Below are 18177 nucleotides of genomic sequence, written 5' to 3' on the forward strand. Positions count from 1 at the left end.
CGGCACACCCACCGCGCCAGGCGCCACAGCCGGCACACCCACCGCGCCAGGCGCCACAGCCGGCGCACCGGGCACCGCCCCCGCCGGACCGGCGACTGCGCCTGGCGGAGCGGGAGCCGCACCTGGCACCGCACCGACTGGACCGGGCACCGCCCCGGCTGGACCGGGCACCGCCCCGGCTGGACCGGGCACCGCCCCGGCTGGGTCGGGCACCGCCCCGGCTGGGTCGGGCACCGCACCGGCTGGGTCGGGCACCGCCCCGGCTGGGCCGGGCACCGCGCCTGGCGGGTCGGGGGTCGTGCCAGGCGCACCAGGCACCATGCCTGGTGCGGACTGGTCCAGCAAGCCCGACGAGGGCGCCGACGGCGGCGCCGTACTCGTCAAGCGCGGCGGCACCCTGAACCTGGAAGACAGCAAACTCGCCCACAACAACGCCAGCGGCAACGGCGGCGCCATCGCCAACTTCGGCCGCACCGTCCTCGAACGCACCACCATCGAGGACAACCACGCCAAGGGCAACGGCGGCGGCATCTTCAACACCGGCGTCCTCAAGATCAAGGAATCCCGCATCACCAACAACACCGCCGGCGCAAACGGCGGCGGCATCGCCAACGGCGACACCAAGGAGCACAAGGACTCCCACGAGCCCAAGACCTCCACCTACGAACCCAAACTCACCATCGACAACCGCGCCACCGGAACCGTCGAAATCACCAAGAGCACCATCAGCCACAACACCGCCAACGGCAACGGCGGCGGCATCTACACCAACAACGGCTTCGTCGACATCTCCTTCGCCGAGATCAAGGACAACACCGCCTGCGACAGCGGCGGCGGCATCTACGCCAAGGACACCGTCCTACACCTCAAGAAAGTCACCGTCGAAAACAACAAAGCCAGCAACGACGGCGGCGGCATCTTCAACACCGCCACCAACAAGAAGAAGAACGACAAAGACAAGTCCTACAACGACGAACACGGCGACGACCGCGACCACAACCAACGCGGCAGCGCCACCATCGACGACAGCGCCATCACCGCCAACAACGCCGGACGACGCGGCGGCGGCATCTTCAACGGCGACCCCGACTTCATCCCGGGGCCGGTGAAGGACAACGACGCGATCGTCACCCTGCGACACAGCAAGGTCGAGAACAACACGGCCGGCAACGGCGGCGGCATCTTCAACAACCGGGGCACCGTCCGCCTCATCGACACCAAGGTCAAGAAGAACACCGCGAACGACACCAACAAGGCGTACGACGTCGCCGGCGGCGTCGTCAACAACGACGGCACGGTCAAGGTCGACGACGAGTCCATCATCACCGACAACGACCCCCGCAACTGCGCCGGCAAGGTCCCCGGCTGCTTCGCCTGATCGCAGGCACGGTCGGTAGCCACGGACGGTGACGCCGACCAGGGGTTCTCCGGCCCCGCTCGGGAACGATCCACACGGATCCACCGGGCGGGGCCGGTCCCGTCCGGCCCCCTGCCTCTGCGTGGCCCGCAACGACCGGTGGGGCCGCACGGCCCCGGGGCCCGGACGTGGGTCGGCCCCCTCCGCCAGGGGCGGAAGGGGGCCGACCTGTACCAGGGGCCTACTTCTGCACGAAGACCGCCACGCTGCGGGCCGGCACGGTGAACGTGCCGGTGCCCTGATCGAACGACGCGGTACGCAGCACCGGGTCGGCGGAGGCCCGCAGGACCGGGTGCAGTTCCACGTCCGCCCCGCGCAGCCCGGCCAGCCGCTGGGTCGCGGCCTGCGGGGTGGCGTTGAAGACGACCGTCACGGACTTCCACTTCCCGTCGAGCCCGCGGGCGTCGAGGGTCATGGTGAGCACGCCCGGGGTCTCGGCGGTGCCGGAGAGCGGGAAGGCGACCCGCTGCTGCACCTGATCGGCCGTGGCCAGCCCGAACACCGGCGAGGACCGGCGGATGCGCAGCAGCTCGGCGTACCGGGCGTCGGCCAGGTCGATCGCCGCGCAGTCCGGCACCAGCCTCGGGTCGGCCAGCAGCGGCTTCGCGTACGGCCACTTGTCCTGGTTGTCGGCGGCGGGCGGCAGGCCGGCGCCGAAACCGTTGCCCTGGGCGCAGTCCCAGCGGATCTGGTTGAACCAGTCCCCCGAGTTGTACGAGTTGCGGTCCAGCGACTTGGACCGCAGCCGCTCCGAGCCGGCCGTCACGAACCCGGCCCCCTGCCCGAGGGCGGTGGTGCCCAGCGCGAGCACCTGCATCCGGGCCCGGTCGGCCGCCGGCGTGTCCTGCGGCAGCTTGTACGCCAGCGCGTCGTACAGGATCTCGTTGTCGTGCGCGTCGACGTACGTGACCGCCTCGCCCGGCGCGGCGGTGTAGCCGGCCGGCGAGCCGTTGTAGTCGACCTGGGCGCCGGTGACCTGCCGTCCGGCCGAGTCGGTGAACCGGTAGCCGCGCAGGTTGCCGGTCAGCCCGACCTTGATCAGGTCGTGCTGGTGCAGCAGCCGCTCCCGCTGCTGCTCGGCGGTGCCGTTGACCGGGTCGCCGTTCGGGTCGGTGAACAGCCCGGAGGCGAAGCCCTGCAGCCGCGGGTTGCCGTCGAACGGCCCGCCGCCGCGAACGCCGTCGCGGAGCCGGTCGTTGAACGTGGCGATGCCGGTGCCGGCCATGTTGGCCTGGGTGGCCTGGACGAACCGGGCGTCGTTGGCGACCTCGCCGAAGTTCCAGCCCTCGCCGTACAGCAGGATCTTCTTCCCGTCGACGCCGTCGCGGTCGACGGTGAGCTTGTCGAGCGCGGCCCGCACGGCCAGGATGTTCGCCTTCGGGTGGTGGCCCATCAGGTCGAACCGGAACCCGTCCACCTTGTACTGCCGCGCCCAGGTGACCAGGGAGTCCACCACGAGCTTGCCCATCATGGCGTGCTCCGGGGCGGTGTTGGCGCAGCAGGTCGAGTTGGCGACCGTGCCGTCCTCCAGGAGCCGGTGGTAGTAGCCGGGGACGATCTGGTCGAGCACCGACTTCGGGTCCGTCCCGGAGGCCGACGTGTGGTTGTAGACCACGTCCATGACGACCCGCAGGCCGGCGTCGTTGACCCCGGCGACCATCTGGCGGAACTCGGTGGTCCGCTTCGCCCCGGCCGGGTCGACGGCGTAGCCGCCCTCCGGCACGGTGTAGTGCAGTGGGTCGTACCCCCAGTTGTAGCCGTCGGTGTCGGCCACGGCCGCGACACACGCCTGCTGCCGGTCGGAGTCCGCCGGCAGGGCGGCCAGGTCGCAGGCCGGCTGCCGCTGCTCGGCCCGGCGCTCGGGGATGGTGGCGAAGTCGAACGCCGGCAGCAGGTGCAGGTAGGTGACGCCGGCGTCGCCGAGCGCCCGCAGGTGCGTCATGCCGGCGGTCGCCGGGTCGGTGAAGGCGAGGTAGGTGCCCCGCCGCTCGGCGGGCACGGTGGTGTCGGCGATGGAGAAGTCCCGGACGGAGACCTCCTGGATCTGCGCCTTCGACGGCGGCACCGCCGCGGGCTTGCGCAGGTGCGCCCAGCCCTTCGGGGCGAGGGCCGGGTCGTCGAGGTCGACGATCTGGGTGTGCGTGGAGTTCGGCGCGAGGGCCACCGAGTACGGGTCGGTCACCGCGGCGGTGACGATCCGCTGCGCGGCCGGCTGCCACGCCTCGATCCGGTACCGGTAGTACTTCCCGGCCCAGCTGCGCGGCCCGCGCACCGACCAGACGCCGGTGCGGTCGTCGCGGTTCATCGCGACGGTCCGCGGCTCGGCGGTCGGCGAGTCGAACAGTTGCAGCGCCACGGTCCGCGCGGTGGGGGCCCACACCGCGAGGGTGGGCACCCCGTCGGCGAAGGTCGCGCCGAGCCGCGCCCGGGTGGCGGCGGAGTAGACGTCGTCGAGCACGCCGGGCATCTGCACGCCGGTCGCGTTCAGCAGCGCGCCCTCGGCGTCCCGTTCGGTCACCGCGAGCTGCCCGCGCAGCGCCGCCGGCACCTTGGCCAGGTCACCGGGGTCGAGGGTGAATGCCTGGTACGCCCACAGGTGCGGGAACTCCGCGCGCTGGTCCTCGGTGAGCCCGTTGCGCTGCGCCCGCAGCGGCAGCGTCGGGTACGTCCCGGACAGCTCGCCGTCGACGACGCTCAGCCCGCCGGCCGGGGCGGCCACCAGGGCGTACGTCTTGCCGTCGGTCGGCCCGGTCTGCCAGGCGACGGTGGAGCGGTCGATCCAGTGCGCCTTCTGCTTGGTGATGTCCACGTCCCCGGATACCCCGGACGAGGTCGAGGGCAGCAGCCGACCCCGGGTGCCGGCGAGCAGCCACACCTCGCGTCCGGCGCCGGCGAAGTCCAGCCGCTGGTCCTCCGGCAGGTCCTTCTCGTCGCCGGAGTGGATGATGTAGCTCAGCCCGGTCGCCCCGGCGGACAGCGGCACCCGGAAGACGGCGCCGTAGGAGTCGATCCGCTCGGGCGGCAGCGGGCTCGACCAGTCGGTGGGGTTGGCGGCGCCGTCCCAGAGGTGCAGGCCCCAGCCGTCGTAGTTGTTGTCGGCCCGGCGGTAGTGGATGACGGCGGTGCCCTCGTCGACCGGCGGGGCGGGCTCGCCGGTGGCGGCCTGCCGGCTCGGGTAGAGCGTCGGGTCGCCCTGCTTGACCCAGACCTCGCCGGTCTGCGTCACGTCGATGCTGCGGTCGTTCGGGACGTCCTTGTTGCCGTTCTTGTCGACGACGAGGAAGCCCACCGACTTCGCGCCCGGCTTGAGCTTCACCCAGGCGAACCGGCCGAAGGAGTCCTCACCGGCGAACGGCTGGCCCTGCGGCCACGGGGTGGCGTACGCCGGGTCGATGTCGCCCCAGGTGTACAGGCCCCAGTCGGCGTACCCGCCGGCCGGGCGCTGGTAGTGCACGACCGCCCACTCCCGGGACGCGCCCTGGGCGGGGGTGCCGACCGTGGCGGTGGACCGGGCGGTGGCGGTGCGTCCCTTGCCGTCGGAGACGACGGCCTTGTACTCGATCTTCGTCCCGCCGGCCAGGCCGGTCAGGTCGTGGTGCACCGTGTACGGGGCCCGGCGGGCGCTGCCCAGCAGGGTCCACTTCCCGCCCGCCACCCGGGCGGCTACGGTGACGGTCGCCAGCGGGTCGCCGGTGACCTGGGCGGTGACGGCGGCCCGGGTGGCCACCGGCTCGTCCGGGGCGGGCGTGGTGATCGCGATCGACGGCGCGGCGTCGGCGTGCGGGATCGGGGCGCCGGCCCGCAGGACCACGGCGGACATCGCCGGCACGGTCAGGGTGAGTTTGCCGTCCGCCCCGGCGGCCGCGGTGGCCGAGCCGCCGTAGACGCCGGCGAAGGTGGCGCCGGCCGACCAGGTGTCCACGGTGACGGTCTGCGCGCTGTCGGCGTTGTTCACCGCGACGACGTACTCGGTGCGCTGGCGCGGGTCGATCCGGGAGAAGGCGAAGACGCCGGCGCCGTCGGCGGCGTACCGGGTGACCTGGACGCCGTCGCGCAGCGCCGGGTGGTCCTGGCGCAGGCGGCCCAGCTCGGCGATCGTCCGGTACAGCGGGTGGCTGGTGTCGTACTGGTCGCCGGCGTGGGTGCGGTCGGTGCCGATCAGGTCGTCGTCGAGGTAGTCGGGCACCTTCGAGGCGAACATGTCCTGCCGGGCGTCCTTGTCGCCGCCCGGGCCGGTGAAGCCCTGCTCGTCGCCGGAGTACACCACCGGCTGCCCCCGGGTGAGGAACATCAGCTGGTGGGCGAGCTGGTCGCGGCGCAGCTGGCTGGCGTCGTCGCCACCGGCGGCGGCGACGAACGAGCCGATGCGGCCCATGTCGTGGTTGCCGAGGAAGGTGGTCAGCCGGGTGGCGTCGGTGTCGCGGGCGGCGTAGAGGTCGTCGCGGGCGTACACGTCGGCGAGGGCCTTGGCGGAGCCGCCGGCCGCGCTGTAGCCGCGCGCGGCCTCCTGGAAGGCGAAGTCGAGGGTGGCCGGCAGGCCGCCGCGCCGCACGTAGGTGGAGGTGACCTCCTGGTCGGCGCTGTAGACCTCGCCGAACATGAAGAAGTCGGACTTGCCGGCCTGCTCGGCGGCCCGCGCGATGCCCTGGCTGAACTGCGGCCAGAACTCCAGGTTGGAGTGCTTGACGGTGTCCAGCCGGAAGCCGTCGACGCCCGTGTCGGCGATCCAGTCACCGTAGATCTTCGTCATCCCGCGCACCACCTCGGGGCGCTCGGTCCACAGGTCGTCCAGGCCGAAGAAGTCGCCGTACTCGCTGTTCTCACCGGCGAAGGTCGAGTCGCCCCGGTTGTGGTACATGGTGGGGTCGTTGAGCCACGCCGGCACCTTGACCTTCGCGTCGGCGGGGGTGGCGAACGTCGGGGTGTACGGGAAGGACTCCGCGTCGACCTCGGGGAAGGCCCGGGTGCCGTCGGCGTAGTTGCGGTCCTCGAAGGGCCGCCCCTGCGCGTCGGTGTACGGGGAGGTCTTCTTGTCCACGTAGGTGTACGTGTTCTCGGCGTACTTGATGACGTCGGCGGTGTGGTTGACGATCACGTCGAGGTAGACCTTGATGCCCCGCTGGTGGGCCTGGCGGACCAGCTTCTTCAGGTCCTCGTTGGTGCCGAAGTGCGGGTCGACCTGGGTGAAGTCGGTGATCCAGTACCCGTGGTAGCCGGCCGATACGTCGTCGCCGCTGCCCTGCACGGGGCGGTTCTTGAAGACCGGGGCGAGCCAGATGGCGGTGGTGCCGAGGCCCTGGATGTAGTCGAGCCGGTCCATCACCCCCTTGAGGTCGCCGCCGTGGTAGAAGCCCTTGTCCTTCGGGTCGAGGCCGGTGCTGAGCCGGTCGCCCGTCAGTCCGCCGGAGTCGTTGCGCGGGTCGCCGTTGGCGAACCGGTCGGGCAGGACGAAGTAGAACTGCTCGGCGCGGCCGGCGTTCGTGCCGGCGGCGAGCAGGGCATCCGCGGAGGGCTCGGAGCGCCACTGCCGGGCGCCGGCGGCGGCGAGGGGGTCGGTGCCGGCGGAGCGGTCGGTGACGTCACCGCCGAGCTGACGCAGCGCGACGGGGGCGCCGACGAGGGCGAGGGTGAGGGTGGAGACCAAGGCGAGCAACGCTGTGCGGGACATCGGCGGGGGTTTCATCGACGGCCTCTCTCTGGTCGTGATCCGCCCGCACGCTAGCCCTTGCCGAAACATTCTGCAATAGCTTGCAAACCAAGTCGTAACAAAGCAGCGGTCTTGCGAAAAGCGGGGCTCAGAACACGGTGGAGGGCCGCGTACGGCCGGCTCGGCGACGCGCGGGGCGGACCGGCCGTCAGCCGAGGCCGGCGCAGTCGGCGCCGCCGACGGTGCAGCTCGTCGGCCGGCCGGCGCGGGTGCGGTCGTACTGGAACACCAGCGCCACGGAGTCGCCCGGCGCGAGGCGCGCGCCGCTGGTGAACGTCCAGGTGTCGCCCGAGCGGCTGACCCCGCCCTGCGCGGCGCCCTCGATCCAGGAGGTGACCAGCCTGGCCTCCGGGACCGTCACCCGGACCGTCCAGTCCTGGTCCGCGCCCGAGACGTTGCGCAGCAGCACCTCGCCGATGAAGGAACGGCTGAAGTCCTCGACCACCCGGTACGTGCCGGTGACGGGCTGCGGAGCGACCAGCGCCGACTCCGGCGGCGCGACCGACGCCGACCCGCCGGCCGAGGGGCTCGGGCCGCGCCCGGCGGACCGGCTGGGGCTGGGCGACGACGTGGCGCTCGGGGTGGACCGGGCCGCCAGCGGTGCGGGCGGCTCCGCCGCGGCGCGGCGCACCGACGGCGTCGGCGTCGGCAGCGCCACGGTGGCCACCGGCTCGGGCAGCACCAGCCCGACCGGCGCCCGCCCCCGGTACGCGCCGATCGCGATGACCAGGAGCACCACCATCACGACCACGCCGACCGACACGATGATCCAGGGCGAGGAGGCGACCGCGGCGCTCGCGTCGGGGGTCCGTCGTACACGACGGCTGCCGGACATACCCTCCCCTTCGACGGTCTGCGTCCGCAGAGCGTAGCGATCGGCGGCCACTCGCGGAAAGTGCCGAGGCATCAACCGACCGTCCTGAGGGTACGCCCGATCGGTCCTCCGGGACCGCCGCGGCGGATCAGACGATCCGGATCACCGTACAGATCACGAAGCCCTCGTCGGTGCGGCGCAGCACGTACCGGTAGCGCTCGCCCGGCACGTGCCGCCCCTGGCTGTCCAGGAACTCCCACTCCACCGCCACCTCCGTCAGCAGCGGGGAGAACGGGTGCACGTCCTCGATCGCGGCGTGCGCCGCGACCAGCTCGTGCTCGGTGTAGTCGGGTGCGGCGCCCACGAAGGACAAGGCCACCGCCGCCGGGGAGGCGAACGAGAAGCTGTACGAGTCGGCGACCACCAGCCCGGGCAGGGCGTAGCATCCGGCGACGGCGGCCACGTCGCCGGCGGTCAACGCGACGCCGTACCGGTCGAAGAATTCGGTCAGCGCGTCGAGATCGGTGGAGGCTGTCACGAGGACTGTGATTGCCGGCCGGCCGCCTCGGCAAACCCCCGCCGTCGGGCGGCGGGCCGGCGGGGCGCGGGCGGGTCCCGTGGGCGGCGGGCCGGCGCTCACCGGTGCGGGACGCGCACCTCGATCTCCGCGCCGAGCTGGGCGCCCCCGGTCAGACCGAGGTCGTCGCCGCTCCAGAACCGCCCCGGGTCGTACCAGTTCGGCCGGCGACCCGCGGGCAGCAGCCCCATGGCCTCGTAGGTCACCGCGACCACCTCGGCGCAGTACGCCGTCTCCAGTGCCCGGTCCCGCACCCCGACCCCGCCGTCCTCCCTGGACGCGGCGACCCGCCGCGCGCCGGGCCGCCGCACGACGGGCCGCCGTACGACGGGCGCCCGGCCGCGCAGCCAGCGCCAGGCGAGCTGGGCGGTCGACGGGAACGGCGTGCCGTCGAGGCGGGCGACCGTACGCAGCACCGCGTCCTCCATCGCCGCGTCCGCCGGCGGTTCGAGCTGGCGCAACCAGGCCCGCTGGCCGTACCGGTTGGCCCACACGCAGACCGCGTCGCGCAGGTCGTGCAGCTGCACGCCCCGCTGGTGGGTGCCCGCCCACATGTCCGGCAGCGACCGGCCCAGCTCGGCGTGCCACATCAGGGGTGGCATGTCGTCGAGCACCACGGCCATGCCCACGTGGTTCACCGGGCTGTTCGTCGTGAACTGGATGGCCCGGTCGGGCACGCTGCGGCCCCGGAACACCCACACGTCACCGGTACGGGTCAGCTCCACCGCCTCGTCCAGGCTGATACTCATGCCGCCACCTCGCTCCGCTCGGCGTCGGCCTTCCAACTGCCTTGATGATTCGCTCGCTGACGCTCACTCATGCCACCACCTCGCTCCGCTCGGCGTCGGCCTTCCAGCTGCGTCGACGATTCGCTCGCCGGCGCTCACTCATGCCGCCACCCCGGTCGTCCGCTCGGTGCGCTCGCTCATGAGCGTCTACCCTAGGCCGATGCGGCAGCGGATGCGGTGGTGGAAGGTGCTCGGGCTGGCCGGTCTCGCGGGCGTCGCCGCGACCGGGGTGGTCGTGGCCCGGGCCGAGCGGCGGCGGCGGGCGTACACCCCGGAGGAGATCCGGACCCGGCTACGCGACCGGCACGCGGCGGCCACCGCCGGCGGCGCCGCCCCACCGGGAGACGACCGGGCCTGAACCGCGGGGCCCGGCCCGGTCGCACCCCGCCGGGAGTCGACCGGGCCTGAGCCGCGGGGCCTGGCCCGGCGGCGGCTGCCCGCACAGGCGGCCCGGGCCGCAGCCCTCCCGATGTGCGCGGTCGCCCTACCGTCGGGGGCCACGGAAGGGGGCCGCGGTGGGCGGACGGGAGCACGGCGGCCGGCGGGTCCGGTCCGACAGGGACAGCCGGCGTACGTGGCCGGAGCTACGCACGGTGGAAGTCGTCGCCCTGCTGCCGCTGTCGCTCGGCGCGATCTGGGCCGGCCTCGTGGCCGGCGCGCCCGTCACCGACGGCCTGCTGGACCTGCTGTGCACCGCCGACCGCTGCAACCCGATGGGGCTGGCCGCCGCGGGATGGGTCCCGGCGGGCGGGACCATCGTGCTGGCCGGGCTCATCTACCGGCACCTGCCGCCCAGCCGGCCCGGCCTCTACGCGATGACCGGCTGCGTCCTCCTGCTGTGCTTCGGGCTGACGGTGCTGCTCGGCGGCGGCGCGGGCCAGGCGGCCCTGTCGGGCGCCGGAGCGCTCTTCGCGGGCGTGATGGCGGGCTGCTCCCCCTGGTCATGGGCGCTCCGCGCCGGCCGGGCGTCCATCCGGGACCGCGCCGCAGCCGGCGGAACGCGCCCGACCCCGGCCGCCCCCTGCTGCTGATCAACATCGCCCAGGGCGCGGCCCTGGTCGTCGTGCTGATCGGGGCGGCAGTCCTCGGCTGACCCGCGTCACTCCGCCGTCCGGCGGACCGCCTCGTCCAGCGCCTCCGGGGTACGCCCGACCAGCGCGCCACCGTCGTCGAGCAGCAGGATCGGCCGCTGGATCAGCTCGGGATGCGCCACCATCGCCGCGATCCACCGGGGCTCGCTGGCGTCGTCCCGCGGCCAGTCGGCCATGCCCTGGGCGACCGCCGCCGGCTCCCCCGTACGGCAGATGTCCCAGGCTCGCGCGTCCAGCCGGCGCAGCACCTCGGCCAGTTCCGCCGCGCTCGGCGGCTGCTCCAGGTACGCCCGCAGCCGGTACGGCACCCGCGCCTCGTCGAGGGTGGCCCGGGCGCCGGCGCACTTCGAGCAGGACGGGTTGTGCCAGATCTCCATGACCACCATGGTGGCAGACCGCCCGACCGGTCCAGCATGGACGGCTCGACACGACCTTGATCGCTAAGATCATGACATGGCCACGTCCTTCGACCAGACGCCGTTCGTGTTGTCCCCGCCGGCCGCGCCGGTCGAGCGACACGGCCGGGTGGACCTGTACCTTCCCACGGCCGACGGCCCGTCCCCCGCCGTGGTGCTGGTGCACGGCGTGCCGCTCCCGCCGGGCGCCCCCGACCCCCGCGACTGGCTGCTGTACCGGGGCTACGGCGACCTGCTCGCCGAGCAGGGCCTGGTCGCCGCCGTCGTCAGCCACCGCGTCCATGACATGGCGAGCCTCCCGTTGGGGGCGGCCGACGTCGCGGACGCGGTCGCGCTCGTCCGCGCCGGCCCCCGGGTCGACCCGGAGCGGCTGGTGCTCTGGTTCTTCTCCGGCGGCGGCCTGCTGCTGGCCGACTACCTCCGCGAGCGGCCCTCCTGGCTGCGCGGGATCGCGGCCACCTATCCCCTGCTCGGCCCGATGCCCGGCTGGGGCGAGGTCGACGAACGGTTCCTGCCGCTGCCGGCGCTCGACGCCGCCGGCGACCTGCCGATCGTGCTCACCCGCGCCGGCCGGGACGCGCCGCCGATCCTGGCCGCGACCGACGCCTTCACCGCGGCGGCGGCCGAGCGGGGACGCCCCGTGCGGCTCCTGCACGTACCGGACGGCCGGCACGGTTTCGACGCCCTGGACCACACCGACCAGTCCCGCGACGCGGTACGCGCCGCCCGGGACGCGGTGGTCTCACTGACACCGGACCGCCCTCGGGTGACGATCGACTCCATGGCGCCGACATGGCGGCTTCCAGCCCGCCCGGACCCCGCGATGTCGGCGACATGCAGCGCCCACCGGGCCCCGGCGGCCGCCAGCCTCGGGCTCTTCCCGGGGTGGTTGACCCCATGTCGCCCACATGGGGGCATCCACGCCCGGCGGACTCCGCCATGTCGGCGACATGCAGCCGCTGTCTGGGCGGCATGTCCGGTTCGCCCCCGGCTGTCGGCGGGGGTCACGCCGGAGTGAGCCGCCCGCCCCGGGTCGTTGCACCATCCGGGCCACACGCCCGGGTAGCCGCAGGCCACGCGGCGGAATGCCGCCAGCCGCCCGGTCGTTACACAACCCCGGACGCCCGAAGCAGTCATCCCGGGCCCGTCCCGCCGGGAGCCTCGCGGGAATCAGCCGCCGCCCCCGGTCGTTACACCCCCGGGCCACCCGAGCACACCATCGCCGGGATCCGAGCCCTTCCAACTTCTTTCCTTTCCTTCCGCGCGGCCAGCACGCCTTCCCCCTGGCGTACACCGTTGCCGCGCGCCCCCGAACGAAAGGTTTCCCTCATCATGCGTACCGATCTGCTGCGTAAGACCGTTCTGACCGTTGCCGGTGTCGCCGCCACCGCCGGTGGCATCGCCGGACCCGCCATCGCCGCCCACGCCACCCCGGCCGAGAAGGCCGCGCAGGCCGCCGTGCGGGCGGACCGTAAGCCGGCCGGCGAGCGGGAACTCGACGTCCGCTACCAGGCCCAGCCCAACTTCTACTACTGCGGCCCCGCCGCCACCCGCAACGCCCTGTCCGTCCAGGGCAAGAACATCGACGTCGACGCCATGGCCAAGGAAATGGGCACCACCGAGGACGGCACCAACAGCATCAACGACATCACCCCCGTCCTGAACAAGGAAACCGGTAAGGACGTCTACAAGTCGGTGGAGATCCGCGACAGCAAGGCCGACGACAGGCAGACCGACACCCTGCGCGCCGACATCGTGCGCACCGTCGACAACGGCAAGGCAGTCGTGGCCAACATCGCCGGCACCGCCACCGACACCGACGGCACCACCCACTCCTTCGAAGGCGGCCACTACATCAGCATCGTCGGCTACCACGACAACGGCCACACCGTCACCATCGCCGACTCCGCCAACCCCGACCAGGCCTCCTACCAGATGAGCATCGACAACCTCGCCGACTGGATCGCCACCCGCGGCTACAGCGCCACCTCCTGACCGAGGCGGCAGCACCACGAAGGGCCCGACCCCACCCACCACGGGGCCGGGCCCTTCGGCGTACCCGGGTCAGTCGGTGCCGGCGCGGACCGGCTCGGCGCCGGCCGGCACCGCCGGCACCTCCGACATCCGGCGGGCCCGGCGGCGCAGCCACCAGGTGCTGCCGAGGCCGGCGAGCACCGCGAGGGCCAGCCCGGCCCAGGAGATGTCCTTGAGCCAGTGCTCGGCGGCCCGGCCGACGGTGAACAGCAGGTACGTGGTGCCGAACGCCCAGAGCAGCCCGCCGGCCGCGTTCGCCACCAGGAACCGCCGGTACGGCACCCGCAGCGCCCCGGCCAGCGGGCCGGCGAGGATCCGCAGCAGCGCCACGAACCGGCCGAAGAAGACCGCCCACACCCCGTGGCGCGCGAAGCTCTGTTCGGCCCGGGCGAGGTGGGCGGGGCCGAGGTGCCTGGGGAAGCGCCGGCCGAGGCGTTCCAGCAGGGGCCGGCCACCTCGGCGGCCGACCGCGTAGCCGACCGAGTCGCCGACGATGGCGCCGAACGCCGCCGCCCCCGCCACCCACTCCGGCTCGACCACCCCGGTGGCGGCGAGCAGGGCGGTGCTGACCAGCACGATCTCGCCGGGCAGCGGGATGCCCATGCTCTCGACACCGATCACCCCGGCGACGATCAGGTAGACCGCGAGCGGGGGCAACGCGGAGAGCCAGTGTTGAACGTCGACCACGGCCGACCCCCTTCCGGTGCGGCCTCGAACCCTACCCCCGGCGCGGGGCCCGTCGCGTCCCCTCGCCGGCCGACCACCCGCCCGGGCCCGGCCCGGCCCGGAGCCGCCGCCACCCACCGGCTCCACCGCTCCGCCGACCTGGTGGCGGTGCGCGGCGGGCTGCGCCGGCGGGCCGGAGAGATGCGCGAGCGTCAGGCCGGGGCGAGGAACTCCAGGCGGTTGCCGTGGGCGTCCTCGGTGTGGAAGCGACGCAGGCCCGGCAGTTCCTCCTCGGCACCCCAGTCCACGGGGTAGCCGGCGGCGGCCAGGCGGGCCGCGAGGTCGTCCAGGTCCCGGCCGGAGCAGGGCGACGTGAGCCTTCCGGGCGGGCGTGAACTCCGCCTCGACGCCGAGGTGCAACTCCGCCCCGTACCCGGTGAACCAGCACCCACCGCGGGCCGCGAGGGCCGGGGGCTTGGGCTTCTCGACCATCCCGAGCAGGCCGGCGTAGAACGCCCGGGACGCAGCCTCGGAGCCGCGTGGGCAGGCGAGCAGGACGTGATGGATCATGATGATGCATCTCCTGTCCCGAACCCTGGCACGAGGTTGCGCGAATAGCAAGACGGACGTACGGTTTTGTTGAAGACGAGAATCGGCGGTAAGTGTCACCTAACCGGGGCGCGGCCCCCGGCGGTGCGACACACTGCTCAGGACTACTCACGGTCGCTGGTGTGAAGGAGTACGACGTGGCGAGCCTCGACACCTTCGGTGCGAAGACCCAGCTACGCGTCGGAGACGCGAGCTACGAGATTTTCAAGATCAGCAAGGTGGACGGGCACGACCGACTGCCCTACAGCCTGAAGATCCTGCTGGAAAACCTGCTGCGGACGGAGGACGGCGCGAACATCACCGCCGACCACATCCGCCAGCTCGGTGCCTGGGACCCGACCGCCGACCCGAGCGTCGAGATCCAGTTCACCCCGGCGCGGGTGCTGATGCAGGACTTCACCGGCGTACCGTGCGTGGTCGACCTGGCCACCATGCGCGAGGCCGTCCGCGACCTCGGCGGCGACGCCACCAAGGTCAACCCGCTGGCCCCGGCCGAGCTGGTCATCGACCACTCGGTCATCGCCGACCTGTTCGGCCGTGAGGACGCCTTCCAGCGCAACGTCGAGCTGGAGTACGGGCGCAACAAGGAGCGCTACCAGTTCCTGCGCTGGGGCCAGACCGCGTTCAACGAGTTCAAGGTCGTCCCGCCGGGCACCGGCATCGTGCACCAGGTCAACATCGAGTACCTGGCCCGTACGGTCATGGAGCGGGGCGGCCAGGCGTACCCGGACACCGTGGTCGGCACCGACTCGCACACCACGATGGTCAACGGCCTGGGCGTGCTGGGCTGGGGCGTCGGCGGCATCGAGGCCGAGGCCGCGATGCTCGGCCAGCCGGTCAGCATGCTGATTCCGCGGGTCGTCGGCTTCAAGCTCGCAGGCGAGATGCCGGCCGGCACCACCGCCACCGACCTCGTGCTCACCATCACCGAGATGCTGCGCAAGCACGGCGTGGTCGGCAAGTTCGTCGAGTTCTACGGCCCGGGCGTGAGCGCGGTGCCGCTGGCCAACCGGGCCACCATCGGCAACATGTCCCCCGAGTACGGCTCCACCGTGGCGATCTTCCCGATCGACGCCGAGACCGTGCGCTACCTGGAGCTGACCGGCCGCGACCCGCAGCAGGTCGCGCTCGTCGAGGCGTACGCCAAGGAGCAGGGCCTCTGGCACGACCCGGACGCCGAGCCGGAGTACTCGGAGCGGCTGGAGCTGGACCTCGGCACCATCGAGCCGTCCCTGGCCGGCCCGAAGCGCCCGCAGGACCGGGTGCCGCTGGGCAACGCGAAGACGCTGTTCCGCTCCGCGCTGACGGACTACGTGGCCGACGACCAGACCGGCAGCGGCGCCGACGCCCGCGGCGGCGTGCGCACCAGCCCGCCGTACGGCGTGGCGGGCCGCGCCGACGAGGCCAGCGCCGAGTCCTTCCCGGCCAGCGACTCCCCCGCCGCGGGCACCGTCCCCGACCCGGCCGACGAGCCGCGGGAGCTGGTCAACGGCGCGATCGGCTCCGGCGGGCGGGCCAGCAACCCGATCCGGGTCACCGGCGCCGACGGCACCGAGTTCGAGCTGGACCACGGCGCCGTGGTGATCGCGGCGATCACCTCCTGCACCAACACCTCCAACCCGCAGGTCATGATCGGCGCGGCGCTGCTCGCCCGCAACGCCGTGGACAAGGGCCTGACCCGCAAGCCGTGGGTCAAGACCACCCTGGCGCCCGGCTCCAAGGTCGTCATGGACTACTACGACCGGGCCGGCCTCACCCCGTACCTGGAGAAGCTCGGCTTCAACCTGGTCGGCTACGGCTGCACCACCTGCATCGGCAACTCCGGCCCGCTGCCGGAGGAGGTCTCCGCCGCCGTCAACGAGGCCGACCTCGCCGTCGTCTCGGTGCTGTCCGGCAACCGGAACTTCGAGGGCCGGATCAACCCGGACGTCAAGATGAACTACCTGGCGTCCCCGCCGCTGGTGGTGGCGTACGCGCTCGCCGGCACGATGGACATCGACCTGGCCAACGAGCCGATCGGCGAGGACCGCGAGGGCAACCCCGTCTTCCTGCGCGACATCTGGCCGAACAGCGCCGAGATCCAGGACGTCATCGCCTCGGCGATCGGCGCCACCGGGTTCGCCGCGGCGTACGAGGACGTGTTCGCCGGCGACGAGCGGTGGCAGTCCCTGCCCACGCCGACCGGCGACACCTTCTCCTGGGACGGCGAGTCCACCTACGTCCGCAAGCCCCCGTACTTCGAGGGCATGGGGCGCCTGCCGGCGCCTGTTTCCGACATCGGTCCCGCTCGCGTGCTGGCCAAGCTGGGTGACTCGGTGACCACCGACCACATCTCCCCCGCCGGCTCGATCAAGGCCGACTCCCCGGCCGGCGAGTACCTCGCCGCGCACGGCGTGCCGCGCCACGAGTTCAACTCGTACGGCTCGCGCCGGGGCAACCACGAGGTGATGATCCGGGGCACGTTCGCCAACATCCGGCTGCGCAATCAACTGCGGACCCCAGGCACTGGGCCGGCTGCGGGAGCTCCGCTCCCCGAGGGCGGCTTCACGGTCAACCACCTGACCGGCGAGTCGACCACGATCTACGACGCCTCGATGGCGTACCAGGAGGCGGGCGTCCCGCTGGTCATCCTGGCCGGCAAGGAGTACGGCTCCGGTTCGTCGCGCGACTGGGCGGCCAAGGGCACCATGCTGCTCGGCGTCAAGGCGGTCATCGCCGAGTCGTACGAGCGCATCCACCGGTCGAACCTGATCGGCATGGGCGTCCTGCCGCTGCAGTTCCCCGTCGACACCACCGCCGAGTCGCTCGGCCTCACCGGCACCGAGACGTTCTCGATCACCGGTGTGACCGCGCTGAACGACGGCACCACCCCCCGTACGGTGAAGGTCACCACCGACACCGGCGTCGAGTTCGACGCGGTCGTCCGGATCGACACCCCGGGTGAGGCGGACTACTACCGCCACGGCGGCATCCTGCAGTACGTGCTGCGCCGCATGATCGCCAGCTGACGCTGACGGAGAAGGAAGGGGCCCCTGGTCGTCGACCAGGGGCCCCTTCCCGCGTCGGGTGTGGGCTACTTCCCGCCGTTGGCGGCGCGGCGGCGCGCGTCGCGGGTCTTCATGGCGTGCTCCATCAGGGTGATCAGCACCTCCTTGCTCGACTCCCGCTGCCGCGCGTCGCACAGCATCACCGGGACCCCCGAGTCCAGGTTGAGGGCCGCCTGCACCTCGTCCAACCGGTACTGCCGGGCGCCCTCGAAGCAGTTCACGGCGACCACGAAGGGGGTGCCCCGCCCCTCGAAGTAGTCGATCGAGGGAAAGCAGTCGGCCAGCCGCCGGGTGTCGGCGAGCACCACGGCGCCGAGCGCGCCGAGCGCCAACTCGTCCCAGACGAACCAGAACCGGTCCTGCCCCGGCGTGCCGAACAGGTAGAGCACCAGGTCGTCGCTGATGGTGATCCGGCCGAAGTCCATCGCGACGGTGGTGGTCGCCTTGCCCTCCACCCCGGACAGGTCGTCGATCCCCACCCCGGACTCGGTCAGCACCTCCTCCGTGCGCAGCGGGCGGGTCTCGCTCACCGCGCCAACCATGGTGGTCTTGCCCACGCCGAACCCGCCGGCGATGAGGATCTTGATCGCGGTGGGCAGCGGCGCGGCGCCGGCCGGCCGCTCAGAGTGCCCGAAGTCCATTGATAACCGCCTCGAAAACGCTGTCGTCGGGAAGGCCAGCGGTCGCCCGCGGCTCGCGTACCTGCACCAGATCGCGCGCGACCAGGTCCCCGAGCAGGACCCGGACCGTGCCCACCGGCAGATCGAGGTGCGCGGCGACCTCGGCCACGGACTGGACCCGCTGGCACAGCGTGACGATGGCCAGGTGCTCGGGGCCCAGCCCGACCTCCGGTGACGCTTCCGCGCGGGTGGCCGTCACCAGGGAGATCAGGTCGAACGTGCCGGTGACGGGCCGGGCCCGACCGCGGGTCACCGCGTACGGGCGGACCACGGGCCCGGCGTGGTCGTCAACCCACTGCTCCTCCGTGGGCTCCCCTGCGACCGTCATCCG

General features: G+C 72.8%; 14 protein-coding genes and 1 pseudogene. 6 read left to right on the forward strand and 9 right to left on the reverse strand.

The features are described from left to right. The first annotated feature begins 319 nt into the window (after positions 1 to 319). Positions 320 to 1378 (forward strand): hypothetical protein, encoded by a 1059-nt coding sequence (locus ABGB16_RS13585; protein ID WP_347668379.1) that lies wholly within the window; start codon positions 320 to 322, stop codon positions 1376 to 1378. Positions 1379 to 1598: 220 nt separating this feature from the next. Here ABGB16_RS13585 and pulA read toward each other — a convergent pair whose 3' ends face one another. The 4 genes from pulA to ABGB16_RS13605 form a co-directional block, all read right to left on the reverse strand. Continuing rightward, positions 1599 to 7100: a pullulanase-type alpha-1,6-glucosidase gene (gene pulA / locus ABGB16_RS13590; protein ID WP_347668380.1), complete on the reverse strand. Its 5502-nt coding sequence runs from the start codon at positions 7098 to 7100 to the stop codon at positions 1599 to 1601. Positions 7101 to 7272: 172 nt separating this feature from the next. Next, positions 7273 to 7959: a cellulose binding domain-containing protein gene (locus ABGB16_RS13595; RefSeq protein WP_347668381.1), complete on the reverse strand. Its 687-nt coding sequence runs from the start codon at positions 7957 to 7959 to the stop codon at positions 7273 to 7275. Between the two features lie 127 nt (positions 7960 to 8086). Further along, positions 8087 to 8476: a hypothetical protein gene (locus tag ABGB16_RS13600; protein WP_347668382.1), complete on the reverse strand. Its 390-nt coding sequence runs from the start codon at positions 8474 to 8476 to the stop codon at positions 8087 to 8089. Positions 8477 to 8574: 98 nt separating this feature from the next. Then, a complete protein-coding gene (locus ABGB16_RS13605; RefSeq protein ID WP_347668383.1) occupies positions 8575 to 9264 on the reverse strand; it encodes a hypothetical protein in 690 nt (229 codons plus the stop codon). Positions 9265 to 9475: 211 nt separating this feature from the next. On the opposite strand from ABGB16_RS13605, the gene ABGB16_RS13610 reads away from it, so the two are divergent. Both ABGB16_RS13610 and ABGB16_RS13615 read left to right on the forward strand, forming a co-directional pair. Further along, positions 9476 to 9661 (forward strand): hypothetical protein, encoded by a 186-nt coding sequence (locus tag ABGB16_RS13610; RefSeq protein WP_347668457.1) that lies wholly within the window; start codon positions 9476 to 9478, stop codon positions 9659 to 9661. 157 nt (positions 9662 to 9818) lie between these two features. Beyond that, positions 9819 to 10334, forward strand: coding sequence for a hypothetical protein (locus ABGB16_RS13615; protein ID WP_347668384.1), 516 nt, complete (start codon positions 9819 to 9821; stop codon positions 10332 to 10334). 68 nt (positions 10335 to 10402) lie between these two features. Here the strand turns inward: ABGB16_RS13615 and ABGB16_RS13620 are convergent, their stop codons facing one another. Beyond that, complete coding sequence (locus ABGB16_RS13620) at positions 10403 to 10771, reverse strand: ArsC/Spx/MgsR family protein (RefSeq protein WP_347668385.1); 369 nt, start codon at positions 10769 to 10771, stop codon at positions 10403 to 10405. 76 nt (positions 10772 to 10847) lie between these two features. Between ABGB16_RS13620 and ABGB16_RS13625 the strand changes: the two genes are divergently transcribed. Both ABGB16_RS13625 and ABGB16_RS13630 read left to right on the forward strand, forming a co-directional pair. Then, complete coding sequence (locus ABGB16_RS13625; RefSeq protein WP_347668387.1) at positions 10848 to 11828, forward strand: hypothetical protein; 981 nt, start codon at positions 10848 to 10850, stop codon at positions 11826 to 11828. 314 nt (positions 11829 to 12142) lie between these two features. Further along, the gene (locus ABGB16_RS13630; RefSeq protein WP_347668388.1) at positions 12143 to 12805 is read left to right on the forward strand and encodes a C39 family peptidase; all 663 of its coding nucleotides are present in this window, start codon (positions 12143 to 12145) and stop codon (positions 12803 to 12805) included. Positions 12806 to 12874: 69 nt separating this feature from the next. Here the strand turns inward: ABGB16_RS13630 and ABGB16_RS13635 are convergent, their stop codons facing one another. Continuing rightward, the gene (locus ABGB16_RS13635; RefSeq protein WP_347668390.1) at positions 12875 to 13531 is read right to left on the reverse strand and encodes a DedA family protein; all 657 of its coding nucleotides are present in this window, start codon (positions 13529 to 13531) and stop codon (positions 12875 to 12877) included. Positions 13532 to 13722: 191 nt separating this feature from the next. Further along, positions 13723 to 14080: pseudogene (locus tag ABGB16_RS13640) on the reverse strand (VOC family protein). Positions 14081 to 14241: 161 nt separating this feature from the next. On the opposite strand from ABGB16_RS13640, the gene ABGB16_RS13645 reads away from it, so the two are divergent. Then, complete coding sequence (locus ABGB16_RS13645) at positions 14242 to 17127, forward strand: aconitate hydratase (RefSeq protein WP_347668391.1); 2886 nt, start codon at positions 14242 to 14244, stop codon at positions 17125 to 17127. Positions 17128 to 17192: 65 nt separating this feature from the next. Here the strand turns inward: ABGB16_RS13645 and ABGB16_RS13650 are convergent, their stop codons facing one another. Continuing rightward, the gene (locus tag ABGB16_RS13650) at positions 17193 to 17807 is read right to left on the reverse strand and encodes an ATP/GTP-binding protein (protein ID WP_347668392.1); all 615 of its coding nucleotides are present in this window, start codon (positions 17805 to 17807) and stop codon (positions 17193 to 17195) included. Further along, positions 17788 to 18174 carry a DUF742 domain-containing protein gene (locus ABGB16_RS13655; protein WP_347668393.1) on the reverse strand — a complete coding sequence of 129 codons (387 nt, stop codon included), beginning with the start codon at positions 18172 to 18174 and terminating at the stop codon, positions 17788 to 17790. The genes ABGB16_RS13650 and ABGB16_RS13655 overlap by 20 nt, the downstream gene beginning before the upstream one ends. Between the last annotated feature and the right edge of the window lie 3 nt (positions 18175 to 18177).

It is taken from the genome of Micromonospora sp. B11E3, assembly GCF_039871625.1.
In the GTDB taxonomy this organism is placed as follows: domain Bacteria; phylum Actinomycetota; class Actinomycetes; order Mycobacteriales; family Micromonosporaceae; genus Micromonospora.

Coding starts and splice junctions, on each gene's coding strand:
- ABGB16_RS13585 (WP_347668379.1), top strand. CDS start 320: ATGCCTGGTGCGGACTGGTCCAGCAAGCCCGACGAGGGCGCCGACGGC.
- pulA (WP_347668380.1), bottom strand. CDS start 7,100: ATGAAACCCCCGCCGATGTCCCGCACAGCGTTGCTCGCCTTGGTCTCC.
- ABGB16_RS13595 (WP_347668381.1), bottom strand. CDS start 7,959: ATGTCCGGCAGCCGTCGTGTACGACGGACCCCCGACGCGAGCGCCGCG.
- ABGB16_RS13605 (WP_347668383.1), bottom strand. CDS start 9,264: ATGAGTATCAGCCTGGACGAGGCGGTGGAGCTGACCCGTACCGGTGAC.
- ABGB16_RS13610 (WP_347668457.1), top strand. CDS start 9,476: ATGCGGTGGTGGAAGGTGCTCGGGCTGGCCGGTCTCGCGGGCGTCGCC.
- ABGB16_RS13620 (WP_347668385.1), bottom strand. CDS start 10,771: ATGGAGATCTGGCACAACCCGTCCTGCTCGAAGTGCGCCGGCGCCCGG.
- ABGB16_RS13625 (WP_347668387.1), top strand. CDS start 10,848: ATGGCCACGTCCTTCGACCAGACGCCGTTCGTGTTGTCCCCGCCGGCC.
- ABGB16_RS13630 (WP_347668388.1), top strand. CDS start 12,143: ATGCGTACCGATCTGCTGCGTAAGACCGTTCTGACCGTTGCCGGTGTC.
- ABGB16_RS13650 (WP_347668392.1), bottom strand. CDS start 17,807: ATGGACTTCGGGCACTCTGAGCGGCCGGCCGGCGCCGCGCCGCTGCCC.
- ABGB16_RS13655 (WP_347668393.1), bottom strand. CDS start 18,174: ATGACGGTCGCAGGGGAGCCCACGGAGGAGCAGTGGGTTGACGACCAC.